General features: G+C 67.1%; 14 protein-coding genes and 1 pseudogene. 9 read left to right on the forward strand and 6 right to left on the reverse strand.

The window, feature by feature from the left end:
* Positions 1–2 precede the first annotated feature (2 nt).
* Together ACE37B_RS21280 and ACE37B_RS21285 are read right to left on the reverse strand one after the other, a co-directional pair.
* The gene (locus tag ACE37B_RS21280) at positions 3–3,017 is read right to left on the reverse strand and encodes a M16 family metallopeptidase (protein ID WP_409925357.1); all 3,015 of its coding nucleotides are present in this window, start codon (positions 3,015–3,017) and stop codon (positions 3–5) included.
* A 94-nt stretch (positions 3,018–3,111) separates the two neighbouring features.
* Complete coding sequence (locus ACE37B_RS21285) at positions 3,112–3,723, reverse strand: bifunctional precorrin-2 dehydrogenase/sirohydrochlorin ferrochelatase (RefSeq protein WP_409925358.1); 612 nt, start codon at positions 3,721–3,723, stop codon at positions 3,112–3,114.
* A gap of 79 nt (positions 3,724–3,802) precedes the next feature.
* Here ACE37B_RS21285 and ACE37B_RS21290 point away from each other — a divergent pair, with 79 nt between their 5' ends.
* The 3 genes and pseudogenes from ACE37B_RS21290 to cobA all read left to right on the forward strand — a co-directional run bounded on the left by ACE37B_RS21290 (position 3,803) and on the right by cobA (position 7,033).
* Complete coding sequence (locus ACE37B_RS21290) at positions 3,803–4,453, forward strand: phosphoadenylyl-sulfate reductase (RefSeq protein WP_409925359.1); 651 nt, start codon at positions 3,803–3,805, stop codon at positions 4,451–4,453.
* A gap of 19 nt (positions 4,454–4,472) precedes the next feature.
* Positions 4,473–6,254: pseudogene (locus ACE37B_RS21295) on the forward strand (NADPH-dependent assimilatory sulfite reductase hemoprotein subunit); the annotation flags it as partial.
* A complete protein-coding gene (cobA, locus tag ACE37B_RS21300) occupies positions 6,251–7,033 on the forward strand; it encodes a uroporphyrinogen-III C-methyltransferase (protein ID WP_409925360.1) in 783 nt (260 codons plus the stop codon). The pseudogene ACE37B_RS21295 and the gene cobA, both read left to right, overlap by 4 nt.
* Here cobA and ACE37B_RS21305 read toward each other — a convergent pair.
* Positions 7,003–7,701: an MOSC domain-containing protein gene (locus ACE37B_RS21305; RefSeq protein WP_409925361.1), complete on the reverse strand. Its 699-nt coding sequence runs from the start codon at positions 7,699–7,701 to the stop codon at positions 7,003–7,005. The two genes, cobA and ACE37B_RS21305, sit on opposite strands and share 31 nt — an antisense overlap.
* A gap of 187 nt (positions 7,702–7,888) precedes the next feature.
* Here ACE37B_RS21305 and mftA point away from each other — a divergent pair, with 187 nt between their 5' ends.
* The 3 genes from mftA to mftC are packed head-to-tail and all read left to right on the forward strand — an operon-like array spanning position 7,889 to position 9,417.
* Positions 7,889–7,990, forward strand: coding sequence for a mycofactocin precursor MftA (mftA, locus tag ACE37B_RS21310; protein WP_409925471.1), 102 nt, complete (start codon positions 7,889–7,891; stop codon positions 7,988–7,990).
* A 22-nt stretch (positions 7,991–8,012) separates the two neighbouring features.
* Positions 8,013–8,273, forward strand: a complete 261-nt coding sequence (mftB, locus tag ACE37B_RS21315) for a mycofactocin biosynthesis chaperone MftB (protein ID WP_409925362.1) — start codon at positions 8,013–8,015, stop codon at positions 8,271–8,273.
* A complete protein-coding gene (mftC, locus tag ACE37B_RS21320) occupies positions 8,260–9,417 on the forward strand; it encodes a mycofactocin radical SAM maturase (protein ID WP_409925363.1) in 1,158 nt (385 codons plus the stop codon). The genes mftB and mftC overlap by 14 nt, the downstream gene beginning before the upstream one ends.
* On the opposite strand, the gene ACE37B_RS21325 is transcribed toward mftC, so the two are convergent.
* Positions 9,418–11,067 carry a right-handed parallel beta-helix repeat-containing protein gene (locus ACE37B_RS21325; protein WP_409925364.1) on the reverse strand — a complete coding sequence of 550 codons (1,650 nt, stop codon included), beginning with the start codon at positions 11,065–11,067 and terminating at the stop codon, positions 9,418–9,420. It abuts the gene before it with no gap.
* Between the two features lie 342 nt (positions 11,068–11,409).
* Between ACE37B_RS21325 and ACE37B_RS21330 the strand changes: the two genes are divergently transcribed.
* From ACE37B_RS21330 to ACE37B_RS21340, 3 genes are all read left to right on the forward strand, one after another.
* Positions 11,410–12,018, forward strand: a complete 609-nt coding sequence (locus ACE37B_RS21330; RefSeq protein WP_409925365.1) for a glycerol-3-phosphate acyltransferase — start codon at positions 11,410–11,412, stop codon at positions 12,016–12,018.
* Between the two features lie 65 nt (positions 12,019–12,083).
* The gene (locus tag ACE37B_RS21335; protein WP_409925366.1) at positions 12,084–12,860 is read left to right on the forward strand and encodes an SDR family NAD(P)-dependent oxidoreductase; all 777 of its coding nucleotides are present in this window, start codon (positions 12,084–12,086) and stop codon (positions 12,858–12,860) included.
* A 306-nt stretch (positions 12,861–13,166) separates the two neighbouring features.
* On the forward strand, positions 13,167–14,789 hold the full coding sequence (locus tag ACE37B_RS21340; RefSeq protein WP_409925367.1) for an AMP-binding protein: 1,623 nt from the start codon (positions 13,167–13,169) through the stop codon (positions 14,787–14,789).
* A 32-nt stretch (positions 14,790–14,821) separates the two neighbouring features.
* Here the strand turns inward: ACE37B_RS21340 and ACE37B_RS21345 are convergent, their stop codons facing one another.
* Positions 14,822–15,574 (reverse strand): dienelactone hydrolase family protein, encoded by a 753-nt coding sequence (locus ACE37B_RS21345; RefSeq protein WP_409925368.1) that lies wholly within the window; start codon positions 15,572–15,574, stop codon positions 14,822–14,824.
* Between the two features lie 4 nt (positions 15,575–15,578).
* Positions 15,579–16,616, reverse strand: coding sequence for a phosphotransferase family protein (locus tag ACE37B_RS21350; RefSeq protein WP_409925369.1), 1,038 nt, complete (start codon positions 16,614–16,616; stop codon positions 15,579–15,581).
* Positions 16,617–16,628: the final 12 nt, after the last annotated feature.

The following is a 16,628-nucleotide window of genomic DNA, read 5'->3' on the forward strand; positions in this document are numbered from 1 at the left end:
CGTCAGGAACGAGGCAGTACTCGCACTTCGATGTAGCGATCGGCCGGAGCCCAGCGGTTCAGCGCCGAGCGCACATCGTCGAGCGTCACCGACGACACGATTTCGAGTTCGTCGAGAAAGTCGTCGAAGTCGTCGTTGCCAGCCTCGTCGACGAGGACGTCGAGGACCTCGTCGTTGACCTGGCCGTTGTTGAAGAAGTTCAACTGTTCGGTCACCGTCGCCAGCGCATTGGTGAACTCACGTTCGCTGGGGCCGTCGGTGCGTAACGCTGCGAGCTGATCGATGACCGCCTGCGAGACACGGTCGACCTCGTCCGGCGCTGTCGACACCGACAGATAGAACTCGCTCGACGGCTCACCGCCGCTCCCGAGCGAGAGTTGGCCGAACGGCGAATACGAGTCGCCGAGCTCTTCGCGCACGACGTCGGTCAGGCGATTGTTGACGACTTCTTGCACGACTCGAGCGAGCACGTCGTCGAAGCGGTCGGTACTGGCGGTCCCGGTGAAGAGGAACGACACGTTCGCCGTGTCGCCCTGCCCGGCGAAGGCGTCAACCTGCACCACCCCTGGCGGTGGCGGTTCCTCCTGATATCCCGTGACCTCGACCCGATCGGTGGCCGGCAAGGTGGCGAGGTAACTGCCGGCCAGCTCGATCGCGTCGTCGAGCGAGAAGTCTCCGCTGAAGGAGAACGTCCAGTCGCCGGCATCACCGAACCGATCGGCTGCCACCGCGGCGATGCCCTCGGCGTCGACGGTCGCCAGGCTCTCGGGAGTCGGCAGCAGGAATCGGATGTCGTCGTATCGCGCCGCGCGCAAGGCGAGGAACTCGGCGTAGGCGGCGTCCAGATCAGGCTGTCGGGCGAACGCCAACTCGCGATCCAGATACTGCTCGAGCGCGACCGAGTCGACGCGCGGGGCTGTCATCGACAGGTGGATCATCTGGAACAGCACGTCGAGGTCGGACGTGGCGACGTCACCGAACATTCCTTCCTCGAACGGTGCGATGTAGCCCGACAACGACACGTCCTTGCCGTCGAGGAAGGCATCGAGCGACACGCGGTCGAAGTCGCCGAGTCCGCTGTCGCCGATCACTGCCGCCGCGGCATCGGCATCGGGAACGTCCTCGTCGGCCACCGTGGCGAGTCCGCCCGGACTGCGCGCTTCGAAGAACACGCGTCCCTCGACGATCGTGTTCGTGTTGAGGGCCACTCGAACCCCGTTCGGGAACGTGACCACCGTCGGGTCGATGAAGTTCGGAAAGGGCCGGTCGGCGAGCGCGTTGACTGCCGATGGCTCGATCGAATCGGGTTGCTCGAGCAATTCGTCGCCGATCGAGACGCCGCTGGATCGAGGCTCCAGCTCGCGGTCCGCGACGGACGACACGATCGCCAGTACCTCGTCCTCCGTCGGAGCGTCGGCTGCCTCTTCGTCGGTGACCGCTGCGAACACGTGCGGTGCAGCAGCGTCGACGTGCTCGATGAAGACGTGCGCGAGGTGCTCCGGACGGGCTCGGTCGAGCACCTCGGTGATGAACTCGAACTCCGTCTCGGCCGCGACGAACGGCTCGTCGAGCAGGACGTGGTCGACGTACTCGTCGGCGAAGGACGCGTCCTGGCGCGACTCGCGTCCGTCGAAGGTCGTCTGTGCGGCGCTGCGCACGGCACCCACGGCACGAGCGACCTCTTCGGGGGTGAACCCGAAGCGAACCACGCGCTCGTACTCGTCGACGATCGCCTGCACCGCGTCGGCGACATCACCCCCGTCGACACGTACGTAGATCTCGGGGGCGACGAGCGAGCGAACGAACTCGCTGTTGGCAACCTCGGCGGAATCGAACGGGGCGTCGCCTCGCAGCGCGTCGTCGTTGAGGCGGGTGGCGACGATGTCGAACGCCATCTGGCGGTAGATCTCGGCCTGCAGGTCGGCTTCGATGGACGCGCCCGGCGACGCCGCGACCGGCAACGTGACGAACGCGTACCCCTCGACGAGGTCCGGATCGCTCACCACCCGCACCTTCGGATCGGTCGACGGGTCGACCGTCAACTCGGGTCGCTCGGGTGACGAGCCACGCGACGTCGCCGACTCGAAACGTTCGACGATGGCGTCCTCGATGGCGCCGACGTCGATGTCGCCCACGACGATCACCGCGGCGTTGTCCGGCCGATACCAATCGTCGTAGAAGCGGCGCAGCGGCGCCGGCTCGGTCGCACGGATGGCCTCCTCGCCGCCGATCGGCAGGTGACCGTCGTACACGGTTCCGGCGAGGAAGAGGTCGGCGATCTCGACCAGCAGTCGCCCGTCGGCGGTCTGATCGCGCACGCGCCACTCGTCGAGCACGATGCCACGCTCGGCGACGACGTCGTCTTCGGCGATCGTGGCATGCGACAGCCACTGCTCCAACACGTCGAGACCGGTCTCGACGACCGACGGGTCGGCGGCGGGCACGGTGAGTTGGTAGACCGTTTCGTCGAAGCTCGTGTAGGCATTGATGTCGGCGCCGAATCCGGCGCCGAAGCTGCGGAGTACGTCGATCAATTCGTTCTTCGGGAAGCGCTCGGTCCCGTTGAACAGCATGTGCTCCAAGAAATGCGCACCGCCGATCTGGGCGTCGTCTTCGAGCCCGGAGCCGGCATCGACGACGAGGCGCATCTCCGCCTTCGCGCCGGGGTTGTCGTTCTCGCGGATCAGATACCGCAGCCCATTGTCGAGCGTGCCGGTGATGGTTCGATCGTCGAGTTCGGACAACACTGGCAGCCCGCCGGCGTCCGGAGCGATCGTCGGGGTCCGGCCGGGCACGTCGTCGACGAGTACACCGCCGTCGCTCGTGGTGGTCGGGGTCTCGTCGGTGGTCGGGGTCTCGTCGGTCCCGGCGAACGTGCTGTCGTCGGGGCGAACCGACGACTCCTCGTCGACCGGCTGGGTCGACACGCAACCCGCGAGCACCACCGCCGACGTGACGGCGAGGAATCGCCGCGCCGACGAAGAGAAACGATCGAAACGACGAGCCCGTGACGCCATCAGAGCACTCTACGATCGCGGCGACGCCGCAGCGGTGCAGTTCGTGTCACGGCACCGTTCGTATCGGTCGGTGCGGTCCCGACGGCGCGCCGGATCACGAGCGGGCGAACAACTCCTCGAGGCGAGGGCGCCAGTCGATGTCTTCGGTCGACTCGCCGCGAGCTTGCAGCGCTGCTCGCTCGGCAGCGAGCACCTCCGCGATCTCCGCGACACGGTCGTCGAGGATCTCGGCGAGTCGGTCGCGCAGATACTTCGCCAACGCCGGGCTCGCACCGTCGGTGCTGATCATGCCGGTCACCCGACCGGATCGAGCGATCGCCGGCAGGATGAACTCGCAGTCGACCGGCTGGTCGGCCGCATTGGTCCAGATGCCACGCGACCGCGCCACCGCCGAGATGACACGATCCGTCTCGATGTCGCCGGTCGCGGTGATCACCAGACGGATTCCGTCGAGGTCGGCGTCGACGAACGGCCGCTCGATCACTTCCCCCATCGCCTCCTCGAGCGCTCGGCGATCGACGTGCTCGCTCACCTCGCTCGCGACGAGTCGAACCCGAGCGCCGGAGCGGACGAGTGCCTCGGCCTTGCGGGCGCCGATGCGACCGCCGCCGACGACCAACACGGCGACGTCGTCGAGGTTCAACACGATCGGATACGAGAACGTCGAGCGATGTCGTGCGAATTCTGGACGTGTTGTCGGCGACATTCTCCCAGCGTAGACCGGATGTTCCGAGCGAATCATTACAAAGTTGATCGTTTTGGTCGGCTTTTGATTGAATGTCGCCATGCAACTCGCTCGGCCCACCGAATCCGACGACCCGATCCGTGACGCTCGGGCAGTACTCGAGTGGGCCGCCGAGGCGCACGGCTCGTCGATGTGTGTGACCGCCAGCTTCGGCGACGCCACCCTCGCTCACCTCGCCGCATCGACGCTTCCGGGGATCGAGATCACGCTGCTCGACACCGGCTACTTGTTCGCCGAGACCGAGTGGTACGCCGACACGCTGCGCGACCGCTTCGGGCTGAACCTGCGAATCATCCATCCCGACCCGCACCTCGAGCGCGACGTCTGGCAACGCGACACCGACGCCTGCTGCGCTGCCCGCAAGGTCGAGCCGTTGGGGCGTGCGCTCGCCGGCAAGACGGCGTGGGTGACGGGGCTCCGCCGCGACGATTCGCCGAGCCGAGCCCGCACACCGATCGTCCACGACGACTTGTTGAAGCGGATCGTCAAGGTCAATCCGCTTGCGGCGTGGACCGATGCGCACGTTGCTGACTACACCGCAGCGCACGGACTGCCGAGCCATCCACTCGCCGACCGCGGCTACCCGTCGATCGGGTGTTGGCCCTGCACGCGGCCCGTCGAGTCCGGCGCCGACACCCGATCGGGCCGCTGGGCCGACGACGCCAAGACCGAATGCGGACTCCACCTGTGAGCAGTTCCACTCCCGACACGAAGGACGCACGATGAGCGCAGAAGACATCAAGATCGAGAGCGGCTACCTGGCGGGGTCGATCGGCGCGGAACTCGGGGGCGACACCCCCGACTTCGGCCACGACGCCGAGTTGCTCCTCAAGTTCCACGGCATCTACCAGCAAGACGATCGCGACGTCCGGCGAGCCCGAACCCAACAGCAGCTCCCGGTCGACTACTCGTGCATGGTGCGCGCCTCGGTTCCCGGAGGCGTCATCTCTCCCGAGCAGTGGCTGGCGCTCGATCGTGTCGCCGGACTCGCCGACGACAAGCTCCGCCTCACCACTCGCCAGGGAGTGCAGTACCACGTCGTGTACAAGAACGAGTTGCACCAGCTCGTCAACGGAATCAACTCGTCGTTGCTGACCACCCTCGGTGCGTGTGGCGACGTGGTGCGCAATGTGATGGCGTGCCCACTGCCGCACCCCGAGCGGCGGGCCGTCATCGAGCCGGTCGTCGCCGACCTGGTCGCACGGTTCCGACCGCAGACCGAGTCGTACTGGGAACTGTGGGTCGACGGCGAGCCTGCCGTCTCGGCGATCAAGCCGGATCCGTCGCCACTCGAGCTCGACGCGATCGACGACGTCGAGCCGCTCTACGGCAGGGCCTACCTGCCTCGGAAGTTCAAGATCGCCGTCGGTTGGCCCGGCGACAACTGCGTCGACATCTACACCAACGACGTCGGCATCGTCCCGACGCTCAGCGAAGGAACGCACGGCGAGCTGACCGGCTTCGTCGTGCTCGCCGGTGGCGGCATGGGCATGAGCCACAACCGTCCCGACGACACCTACCCGCTGCTCGCGCAGCCCGTGGCGTGGGTACCGCCTGCCGACCTGGGCGTCGTCGTCGAAGCGATCGTCGCCACCCAACGCGATCACGGCAACCGCGACGATCGCAGCCGTGCGCGACTCAAGTACCTCCTCGAAGCGCGAGGTGTGGCGTGGCTGCGCGACCAGATCGAGGAGCGCACCAGCCTCACGCTCGCCGAGCCGGTGGCGATCCCGGCGGCAACGGTCGATGCGCACCACGGCTGGCACGAGCTGGAGTCAGCGTCGGGAACCACCGCGGCGCTCGGCCTCCCGGTTCCGTCTGGGAAAGTCGCCGGTGGATTGCGCTGGGCGCTCAAACGCCTCGTCGCGGATGGTGTCGTGAGCGAACTCCGCGTCACCGCACGCCAAGATCTGCTCCTGCTGGGTATCGACCCGGGCCAGATCGACACCGTGGAGAACCTGCTCCACGCGAACGGCGTCCCCCTCGCCTCCGATCAGAGCCCGACGCGCAACCTCGCCATCGCGTGTCCGGCATTGCCCACGTGCTCCAAGGCCCTCGGGGAAGCCGAGCGGGTGCTGCCCGACGTGGTCGATCGCCTCGAGAAGGTCCTCGCCGACACGGGCAACACCGGGCTGCCATTGCGCTTGAACATGACCGGCTGCCCGAACGGCTGCAGCCGTCCGTATGCCGCGGAGCTCGGGATCGTCGGGCGCACGAAGCGCAACTACGACCTGTTCGTCGGCGGCTCGCCGGCGGGAGATCGCCTCGCACGTCGACTCCGCGCCGACGTGCCACTCACCGACCTCCCCGAGTTGCTCCGGCCCTTGCTCGAACGCTTCAGCCACGACACCGGACCCGACGAGATCAGCTTCGGCGACTGGGCATGGCAGCAGGACTGGGAGGAACTCGAGCGCCTGCTTCCTCCTGACACCTCGCGCCGGGCCCGCCGATCGGGCGATGCTGCCGACGTTCCCGCCGAGGTGTCGCCATGACCGTCGCATTGGTCGGAGCCGGCCCCGGTGATCCCGACCTGTTGACGCTGAAGGCCGCGCGCCTGCTGAGTGAGGCCGACGTGGTCGTCCACGACGCGTTGGTCGGATCGGGCGTGCTCGATCTGATTCCCGAACGGGCCGAACGCATCGACGTCGGCAAGCGCGTCGGTCGCCCGGTGCCCCAGGAGATGATCTCCGCGCTGCTCGTCGAGCTGGGCCGCCAAGGCCAGCGTGTGGTCCGGCTCAAGGGGGGCGACCCGTTCGTGTTCGGCCGAGGGGGCGAGGAGGCCGTCGCGCTACGCAACGCCGGCGTGGCGTTCGAGATCGTGCCGGGCATCACCTCCTCCGTCGCCGCCCCGGCTGCGGCTGGCATCCCGGTGACGCATCGAGGCGTCGCTGCAGCGTTCACCGTGGTGACCGGCCACCGGCGACCGGGTGAACCCGATGTCGACTGGCGGGCGCTCGCCCGGTTCAACCGCCGCGGCGGCACCATCGTGGTGTTGATGGGGGTCGCTCACCGTCGGGAGATCGCCGAGGAGTTGATCGCAGGCGGACTCGATCCCGACACGCCCGTCGCCGCCATCCGCAGCGGCACGACCCACGAACAAGAGGTCGCACGCTGCGACCTCGCCGAACTCGGCGACACCCAGGTCTCCTCGCCCGCCACGATCGTCATCGGCGCCGTCGCTGCGCTCGACCTCACCGCTGTTGCCCACGCGGCAACGACGCCTCGCCTGGCGATGGCCGCTCAGCGGACCTCGTTCCCCAGCGCGATCTGACCCTCGCCGGCGACCACGCAACCGACGGCGAGCAACGAGTTCCGCTCGGCGTTGATCGTCCGCAGCACGTCGAGATCTCGGTCGATGCCGGGCTGCGGCCGGGTCACCATGACGCAACGATCGATCTGCTTCAGGACCTCGAGCGAGACGTCGCCGATCGAGATGGTTCGGCCGACCAGTTCGTCTTCTCCCGCGCCATCGACGACGATGTTGGTACGAAATCGACGGCGATCCCACGCGCCGAGGGACGCCGTCGAGACCAGCGACACCCGTGCTCGGGGCGAATCGTGGAATGCGTCTCCCGGGCCTTGCCAGCTCACCCAGTCCGCGTCGTGTTCGAAGTCGAGCGGCGCTTCGTAGGTGCCGCCCTCACCACCAGCAGGGCGCAGCTCCACCTCGCGGCCCAGCCAGGCCGACAGGGCGGCGTCGTCGCCTTCGCCGATCCGCTGCCCGTCCGGCAACTCGACGGCGACGTCGCCGCCGATCACGCGTGCGCTCGCGAACAACAGTTCCGGCGCGCGACGAGCGGTGAGCGTCGTGCCGCTCTCGACGTCGAACACGCCCCACCCGCGATCGCCGACGATGCCGGCGGCGCCGACGTCGGCATCGAGCAGCGACTCGCCGCCCATCGACTTGACGGGAAACCTCCAGATCTCGGTCACGCGCATGCGCTCGAACGTAGCGGCCGGCGATCCTGTGCCAGCGGTGCAGCGAGGCGTATCGGTTTGTGTCAGACACAAACCGATACGCCAAGGGCGGCAGCGCTTGGGCGTCGTCGTTCGATGCGGATACGGTATGGCGATGGACGAAACGACCATCGCCACCGACGAGAACAACGTCGCGGACACCGATTTGATCGAGCCGGCACTGACCGAGCCAGCGCTCGTCGAGGACGCGCTCGTCGACGAACTGCTCGTCGAGGAGATCTCGATCGACGGGATGTGCGGCGTCTACTGAGACGCCCACCAGGCACCGCCACATGCTCGACTCGGCGCTCGAGCTGCACCCGCAGGTCGCGCTTCGGCCCGAACCGTTCGGGGCGTTGGCCTACCACTACGACACGCGCAAGCTCGTCTTCTTGAAGCATCCCGACGTCGTTCGCGTCGTGCAGACGCTCGCCGATCACCCGACGGTCGCCGCCGCCCTCGCCGCGTGCGACATCGACGAATCCAGGTGGCCGTCCTTCGACCGAGCCCTCACCTCCCTCTACGAATCGGAGATGCTCCATGACCGCGCTTGATCCCCACACGACGCTCGTCGACCAGCTCAAGGGCGGACTCGACGCACCCATCTGCCTGACCTGGGAACTGACGTACGCGTGCAACCTCGAGTGCGTGCACTGCCTGTCGTCGTCTGGTCGACGCGACCCGCGCGAACTCACGACCACGGAGGCCAAGGCCGTGCTCGACGAGCTCAAGGCACTCCAGGTCTTCTACATCAACATCGGTGGTGGCGAACCGATGATCCGACGCGACTTCTTCGAGTTGCTCGAGTACTCGATCGGCAACGGCATCGGGGTGAAGTTCTCGACCAACGGCGCGTTCATCGATGCCGACAAGGCTCGGCGACTGGCCGCGATGGACTACCTCGACATCCAGATCAGCCTCGACGGAACCGACGCGACTGTCAATGACGCCGTTCGCGGCGAGGGCTCGTTCGAGACCGCGATCCAAGCGATGGACCATCTCCGCGATGCGGGCTTCGACGACTTCAAGATCTCCGTCGTCGTGACACGACACAACGTCGACCAACTCGACGAGTTCAAAGCGCTCGCCGACGCCTACGGCGCCACGCTGCGGATCACCCGGCTGCGCCCCTCGGGGCGAGGTGCCGATTCGTGGCACGACCTGCATCCCACGCAGGCCCAGCAGCGCCAGATCTATCTCTGGCTCCTCGAGCACGGCGACAACGTGCTGACCGGCGACTCGTTCTTCCATCTCAACGCGATCGGTCAGGAGATGGGGACCGGCCCGCTCCCCGGACTCAACATGTGCGGCGCCGGCCGCGTCGTCTGCCTGATCGACCCGATCGGCGACGTCTACGCCTGCCCGTTCGTCATCCACGACGAGTTCAAGGCCGGATCCGTCCGCGACGTCGGCGGCTTCAGCAAGGTGTGGAAGCACAGCGAACTGTTCCGCGAGTTGCGCGAGCCGCAGTCCGCCGGTGCGTGCGCGTCGTGCGGCAGCTTCGATGCGTGCCAGGGCGGCTGCATGGCTGCGAAGTTCTTCGTCGGGATCCCGCTCGACGGGCCCGATCCCGAGTGCGTCGACGGCTTCGGCGAGGAAGCGATGGCCCTCGCGGCCGCCGGCACCGTGGCGCCACCTCGCCCGATGATGGACCACTCGAAGCCGGCCCGGGTGCCGGTGACGATCAGCAAACGCTGATCAGCGCTCGACGACTGGCACGACCGGCCCGGGCGGCAACCGTGTGCCGTCGTCGAGCCCGAGCGCTGCCGCTGCGCTCCCCCGCAGTGGCACACCGGCTCCGAACACCAGCGGCAGCCGGTAGTCGTATGGTCCGGTGGTGCCGACGAAGGGATTGGTGCTGGCTCTGCTGACGACCGAACCGGCGCTGCGCCCGCTGAGCCGCCGCAACGCGTCGTCGTCCGCGGCGAAGCCGAACGACGCGGGCCACTGCGCCCAGCGAAGTAGGTGAGGCGGGCTGCCACCGTCGGGCATCCAATAGGCGTTGTGGTCGAGTACCACGCCCATCTGCGCTGCCGATCGCTCACCGGTCCAGTCGTTGACGTCGATCACGGCCTTGGATCCCGGCCGCACGTCACCCACGGTGTTGTTCTTGATCCTGACGTTGCCGACGTCGGCACGCGGGCCGTCTTCGACCTCGATCGCGTTGGTGTTGGCGAAACTGGCGTTGTGCAGCACCTGCACGTCGCTCGACTCGAGCACCCAGATGCCCGCTTCTCCGTTGCCGAGCACGACATTGCTGAGCACGTTCACGAACTGCGACAACTCGACCTCGACACCGGCTCGGCCGTTGGCCTCGACGAGGTTGCGAACGATCGTGACGTATCTCGTGTCGAGGTCGGTCCAGATACCCGGACCGCCGTTGCGCGACACGTGACTGTCGCGAATCGTCACGCCCGTCGACGAGGTGACCTTGATGCCCGACGCCGAGTGGAACGGATCGAAGCCGACCTTGTTGTTCCCGTGGACCCCGACGCGTTCCACGACGAAGGTGTCGAGTCGGTTGCCGTGGACCCCCATGTGGCCGTTGTCAACGACCCTGCTGTCGCGGAGCACGATGCCGGACCCCATGGCGGACACGCCGATGCGAGCGTTGTGCTCGACGATCAGCCCGTCGAGCACGAGGTCGTCGGAGTAGGCGCGGATGGCTGCCATGTGACGGCGTTCGGTCGCGTAGCGGCGCACGGTCACATCGGTCAGCGACGACCCATCGGCCCGGTGGAAGTAGAAGGCGTAGCTGGCGGTCGACGCTTCGACGAGTCGACCCGACGGGTCGTCGCCGATCCACAGCCGATCTGCGGCGGTGTCGTGGAAGAACGTCCCCGGCTCGACGTCGTCACGTCGCAGCACCTGGACGAGCGGACGACCGTCGAGGAACACCTGATCCGGATAGCCGGCCTCCGGTCGGGTTCGCGCCACGTCGGCACCGCTTCGCTCGCTGTAGAACTGGCGTGTCCATCCCGGGCTCGACCAATCGTCGCCTTGCGGTTCCCACCCCTCGACCGGCACGGCCGCGTCGAGTACGGCTCGCTCCCCGACCTCGGAACGCAGATGGACGGCTTTGCCGTAGATCTGGACCGACTCGCGGTAGGTACCGCCGCGCAGCACGACGGTGGTGCCGCTCTGGGCTCGGTGCACGGCGATGTTGATGGTCCGGAATGGATCGTCGACGGATCCGTCGGCGGCATCGTCTCCCCACGGCGCGACGTACAGCAGGGGCCCGTCGTTCACCGGGGGCGTCTGATCCCGAACCGGCGCGATGGCGACCAGCCCCATCGCAACTGCGGCGAGAAAGCCCGACATTCGTGTGCGCGGCGGGAGCGTTGCCATCGATCGGGTCCGGGGAGACCATCGAGACCGTGGCAACCATCGGGTCAGCCGGGAGGGGAAGGAGGTGTGCATGAAGAGACCTGGGTCGCGACCCCACGAAGGCCCTCCCGCCGTCGTGCCGCCGCACATGTCCGACTTTCGAGCCGCCAAGCCCGCCGAACCTTTGTCAAGCGTAGCGCCACCTTCACCCGCCGTCCACTCGTTGCGTGACGCCCGAGCGCGCTGAGTGGTCGACGGTCGCGACCCTCGAGCCGGGACGTGGCGGGAGACCGCTGCGTCCACCCCGCGAGATGCGTCCGCCAGGTGGGCCGAGGCCACGCCGACCTGTAAGGATCACTACCCGTGCCGATTTTCCTGGTCGTCGTCGGATATCTGCTCGGTACCTTCCCGAGCGCGATCCTCATCGCTCGCGCGAACGGCATCGACATCTCCTCCGTCGGGTCGGGAAATCCCGGAGCCTCCAACGTGACCCGAGCGCTCGGCTGGCGCAAAGGAGCGTGGGTGTACGCCCTCGACGCGTGCAAAGGCGCGCTCGCTGCGGGTCTCGCGCTCGGCTTCGATGGCCGGCCGCTCGCGTACGCCGCTGGCGCAGCCGCGGTACTCGGGCACATGTTCCCGATCACCCGGGGGCTCCGCGGCGGCAAGGGCGTCGCAACCGGATCGGGCGTGTTGTTCGTGATCCAGCCGATCATCGCGCCCTTCGCCGTGATCCTGTGGTGGACGGTGTCACGATTGACCGGCAAGGCAGCGGTCGGCTCGCTCGTCGCCGTCGGCCTCGTCCCAGCCGGGCTCGCGTTGCTCGACCGACCCGCCTGGGAGTACGCGGCGATGGGCGCGCTCTGCGCGTTGATCCTGGCCAAGCACTGGCCCAACGTGGTGCGACTGGTACGCCGCGAGGAACCTGCGCTGAGCAGCGTCGGCCAACCCGCCGACCCGACGTCCACCGGCTGATACCGGCGTCTCCTGGCTGCCACTCGATTCGGTTCGGCCGGCATTGCTCGGCAACACTCTCGACGATGAGTGCCATCGACAAATTCGACCTCACCGGCCGCGTCGCCGTCGTCACCGGAGGATCGCGTGGCCTCGGCCGCGAAATGGTCCTCGCCTTCGCCGAGCAAGGCGCGGACGTCGTCATCGCCAGCCGCAAGTTCGACAACTGCGTGTCGGTCGCTCGGGAGGTGGAAGAACTCGGTCGAGCGGCGCTCCCCATTGCCTACCACGCAGGAGAGTGGGACGACTGCACACGGCTCGCCGACGCCGTCTACGAGCGATTCGGGCGCTGTGACGTGCTCGTGAACAACGCCGGCATGTCACCGCTGTACCCGAGCGTCGATGCCATCACCGAAGCGCTCTACGACAAGGTGATGGGCGTCAACCTCAAAGGCCCCTTTCGGCTGTCGGCGCTCGTCGGCACACGCATGCGCGAGGCCGTCGCCGCTGGCACGCAGTCGAGCGGCTCGATCATCTTCGTCTCGTCGATCGCGTCACATCGGCCGAGCCCGCAGGAACTCGTCTACGGGGCGGCGAAGGCCGGCGTGAACAATCTGACGTCCGGCCTGGCGCGCACGTTCGGCCCCGAGGTCCGGGTGAACTGCATCGTGCCGGGCCCGTTCCTCACCGACATCTCCAAGGCCTGGGACATGGAACAGTTCGAAGCCGCAGCCGCCACGGGGTACGCGCTCGGGCGAGGCGGCCGGCCCGACGAGATCATCGGGGCCGCGCTCTATCTCGCCAGCGACGCGTCGAGCTACACCACGGGTTCGCTGCTCGACATCGACGGCGGGCCTCGCTAGCTCGAACGTCGACGTCGCGAATCACACGGTGTCAGCTTGACCAGACGACGACACGGGGCGGGCACACCACCGCTTGGTATCCCAGTGCGTTGTCGGTCGCGACCGGAGTGGTCGCCCACCTGACGTTCGCCCGGCTGGCTGCTGCCTGGTCGTTCGACGACGTCGACGTCAACGTGCTCTGGCCCACCACCGGCAGCACCTGACCCGCCGGTCGGGCGCGGAGGCAACGCTCCACAGCGGAGGCCGACAGCCCCCCGCATCAGCTTGGTGACAGTTGCCACATCGCCACCGAATACAGTCGGCGGCATGGAAATGCACTTTGCCACCGTATGGGAATCGATCGCCGACGCGATCCCGGACCATGTCGCCATCACGCATGCCGACACCTCGAGGACGTGGGCCGAGTTCGACGAACGCGCGGCACGCGTGGCCCAGGCATTCACCGCAGCGGGCCTCGGCCCCGATTCCAAGATCGCTCTGTATCTCTACAACGGCAACGAGTACATGGAAGCGCACTACGGCGCGTTCAAGATGCGTGGCGTGGCGATCAACGTCAACTACCGCTACCTCGACGAAGAACTCTGGTACCTCCTCGACAACTCCGACGCCGAAGCGATCGTCTTCCACTCGTCGCTCGCCGACCGGGTCGCACGCGTCGTCGACCGGCTCCCCAACCTGAAACTGCTCATCGTGGTCGACGACGGGCCGGGCGACACCGTGCCGGGCGCACTCGAGTACGAATCCGTCCTCGCCAGCCACGAACCGATGGAACGCATCGAGCGCCGCGAAGACGACATCTACATGCTCTACACCGGTGGCACCACCGGCATGCCCAAAGGCGTCATGTACGCAGTCGGCGGGCTGTGCGAAGGCTTCATCACCCAGGGGTTCCCGATCGTCGGGTTGCCCGCGCCGGAAGATCCGGCACAGGTCGCGCAGTTGGTGAAAGGTGCCGTCGAAGGCGGGTCCCGGATGGTGTCGATCTCGTGCGCTCCGCTGATGCACGGCACGGGCGCGTGGATCGGCTGGTTCATCCCGATGTGCGCCGGCGGCGAGATCGTGACGCTCACGAGCCGCAGCCTCGACCCCCACGAGGTGCTGCAGACGATCGAGGATCGCAAGGCCACCGCGATCACCATCGTCGGTGACAGCTTCGCGAAGCCGCTCGTCCGGGCGATCGACGAAGGCAAGCCCGACGGCTCGTCGTACGACCTCTCGTCGGTCGCAATGTTCTTGTCGTCGGGGGTGATGTGGACGACAGAGGTCAAGCAGCAGATGCTCGACCGGGTCGAGCAGGCGGTGCTCGTCGATGCGATGGGCTCCTCCGAAGGCTCGATGGGCACGCAGATCACGATGAAGGGCCTGGCGACCGAAACCGCCAAGTTCACGCAGTCGCCCACGACGAAGGTGTTCACCGAAGACGACCGGGAGGTCGTGCCAGGCTCCGGCGAGATCGGGATGGTCGCCGCTGGCGGCAACGTCCCGATCGGCTACTACAAGGACGAGGAGAAGTCCGCCCGCACGTTCCGCGTGATCGACGGTGTGCGGTACTCCTTCCCCGGAGACTTCGCACAGATCACCGAGGACGGCACGTTGATCCTGCTCGGCCGCGGCAGCCAGGTCATCAACACCGGCGGCGAGAAGGTGTTCCCCGAGGAGGTCGAGGAGTCGGTGAAGCGCGTCGAGGGCATCCTCGACTGCCTCGTGGTCGGCGTCGACGACGAGAAGTTCGGTCAGGCCGTCACCGCGGTGGCCTCACGAGTCGAGGGCTCCGACGTCGACGCCGCCACGGTGATCGCGTCGGTGAAGCAAGACCTCGCTGGCTACAAGGCGCCCAAGTCGGTGATCTTCGTCCCGAACGTCCCTCGCGCGCCGAACGGCAAGGCCAACTACAAGGTCGCTCGCGAACTCGCCACGCCGGCGTCGTAGAACACCGACCTCGACGGCTCGACCGCCCGGTTTCAGGTTCTCGGTTTCAACTTCTCGTCGAAGAAGTCGAGGACGCGCGCCACGCTCGCGTCGTCGCGCTGCTCGGTGAGCACGGAGTGATCGGACGGCTTGGAACTCGGGAGTTCGACGGCGATGAACGCATCGCCGAGTTTCTCGCGCAGCGTCGCGAACCGGTCGCCCACCAGCTTGTCACCCGTGAACCGCAGGCCGAGCACCTGGCAACCGTTGTTGGCGCGCTCGATCACCGCCGCCTCGTCGTCGGGCGAGAGGTTGAGATCGCCAGCTCGACGCTTCCCGATCGGCAACGGACTCGACGGCTGCGACAGAACCGGAGCGAGCATGATGTCGTCGACCATCATCCCGAGCGCGAACCCGCCGGAAAAACACATCCCGACCGCACCGACGCCCGCACCACCGACGTCGAGGTGAACGTTGCGGGCCAATGCCCGAAGCCATGAGATGATCGGCGACGTCCGGTGCAACGCCATCGTCGTGAACTCGCGGGCGATGCACACCTTGGTGATCGACGCGAGACCGTAGGGGATGCTCGGGGCCTTGCCGGGCGTACCGACGAGATCAGGCATCACGACGGTGAATCCACGGTCGACGACCTCCTCGGCGAACGCCGCCACCAACGGCGTGATGCCCGGCACCTCGTGGACGACGATGACCGCGGGTCCACTGCCCTTCCGGTACGTGTCACGCGTGATGTTCGCCGCGGTGAACTCCGATCGTTCCCAACCTGCCAGCACGTCGCCGCTCATCCGATCACGGTACTTGAAGCGCCGAGAGCGCTGCATCCGCCAGCCGTTCGACGCCGACGCGGAAGTTCTCCAGAATCTCCGGTTCGATCTCCTGGTCGCCCATCGCTCCCTTGACGAAGCGGGCGTAGACGCCTTCGGAGATGACCGCGAGACGCCACGACGAAAACGCCACGTAGTAGCCGATGTTCGTCAGGTCGCGGCCCGTGCGGTTGGCGTAGCGCTCCAACAGCTCCGAGTAGGTGGGGAACCCTTCGATGCCGGTCGGATCGTTGGGGCGAAGCTGCTCCTCACCGGGATCGGACCAGTACACACCGAGGTATCCGACATCAGCGAGCGGATCTCCGAGCGTGCAGAGTTCCCAGTCGAGGACACCGACGACCTTCGCCGCGTCGGTGTCGACGAGGCAGTTGCCGAATCGATAGTCGCCGTGCGCAATGGTGACCCCGACCTGTGTCGGCAAGTTCGCGGCCAGACGCCGGGCGATCTCGTCGATCGCCGGCAGCTCGCGCGTCTTGGACTTCTCCCACTGCGTGGTCCACCGTTTGACCTGTCGCTCGATGTAGCCCTCACGTTTGGCGAGGTCACCGAGGCCGATCGCGTCGATGTCGACCGCGTGCAGATCCGCGAGCACGTCGATCAGGTGCTCACCGGCCGCACGGCGCTGCTCGACGCTCATGCCGAGCGCCTTCGACGCGTCGTCGAGCACCATGCCGTCGACGAAGCTCATCACGTAGAACGGTGCGTCGTTGACGGCGAGGTCTTCGCAGACTCCCAGCGTGCGAGGCACCGGAACATCGGTCTTGCCGACCGCGGAGATGATGCGGTGCTCGCGCACCATGTCGTGCGCAGAGGCCAGGACCGATCCGGTCGGTGGGCGCCGGAGCACGAACCTCGTTCCATTGCCGTCGGTGACCAGATACGTGAGGTTCGAACGCCCGCCCGTGATGATCTTGAAGTCGTACGGGCTGCTCAGGTCGCCGACATTGGCATCGAGCCACGCCGACACGTTGTCGAGGTTGATCCCCACTGGTGCGTCGTTCACGTGCTCGAAGGT

It is taken from the genome of Ilumatobacter sp. (assembly GCF_046290335.1).
In the GTDB taxonomy this organism is placed as follows: Bacteria; Actinomycetota; Acidimicrobiia; order Acidimicrobiales; family Ilumatobacteraceae; genus Ilumatobacter_A.

Bases quoted from the DNA above. Each gene is read 5' to 3' on its own strand.
- ACE37B_RS21345 (WP_409925368.1), bottom strand. From the start codon at position 15,574: ATGAGCGGCGACGTGCTGGCAGGTTGGGAACGATCGGAGTTCACCGCG.
- ACE37B_RS21285 (WP_409925358.1), bottom strand. From the start codon at position 3,723: ATGTCGCCGACAACACGTCCAGAATTCGCACGACATCGCTCGACGTTC.
- cobA (WP_409925360.1), top strand. From the start codon at position 6,251: ATGACCGTCGCATTGGTCGGAGCCGGCCCCGGTGATCCCGACCTGTTG.
- ACE37B_RS21305 (WP_409925361.1), bottom strand. From the start codon at position 7,701: ATGCGCGTGACCGAGATCTGGAGGTTTCCCGTCAAGTCGATGGGCGGC.
- ACE37B_RS21335 (WP_409925366.1), top strand. From the start codon at position 12,084: ATGAGTGCCATCGACAAATTCGACCTCACCGGCCGCGTCGCCGTCGTC.
- mftB (WP_409925362.1), top strand. From the start codon at position 8,013: ATGCTCGACTCGGCGCTCGAGCTGCACCCGCAGGTCGCGCTTCGGCCC.
- mftC (WP_409925363.1), top strand. From the start codon at position 8,260: ATGACCGCGCTTGATCCCCACACGACGCTCGTCGACCAGCTCAAGGGC.
- ACE37B_RS21340 (WP_409925367.1), top strand. From the start codon at position 13,167: ATGGAAATGCACTTTGCCACCGTATGGGAATCGATCGCCGACGCGATC.
- ACE37B_RS21325 (WP_409925364.1), bottom strand. From the start codon at position 11,067: ATGGCAACGCTCCCGCCGCGCACACGAATGTCGGGCTTTCTCGCCGCA.
- ACE37B_RS21280 (WP_409925357.1), bottom strand. From the start codon at position 3,017: ATGGCGTCACGGGCTCGTCGTTTCGATCGTTTCTCTTCGTCGGCGCGG.
- ACE37B_RS21290 (WP_409925359.1), top strand. From the start codon at position 3,803: ATGCAACTCGCTCGGCCCACCGAATCCGACGACCCGATCCGTGACGCT.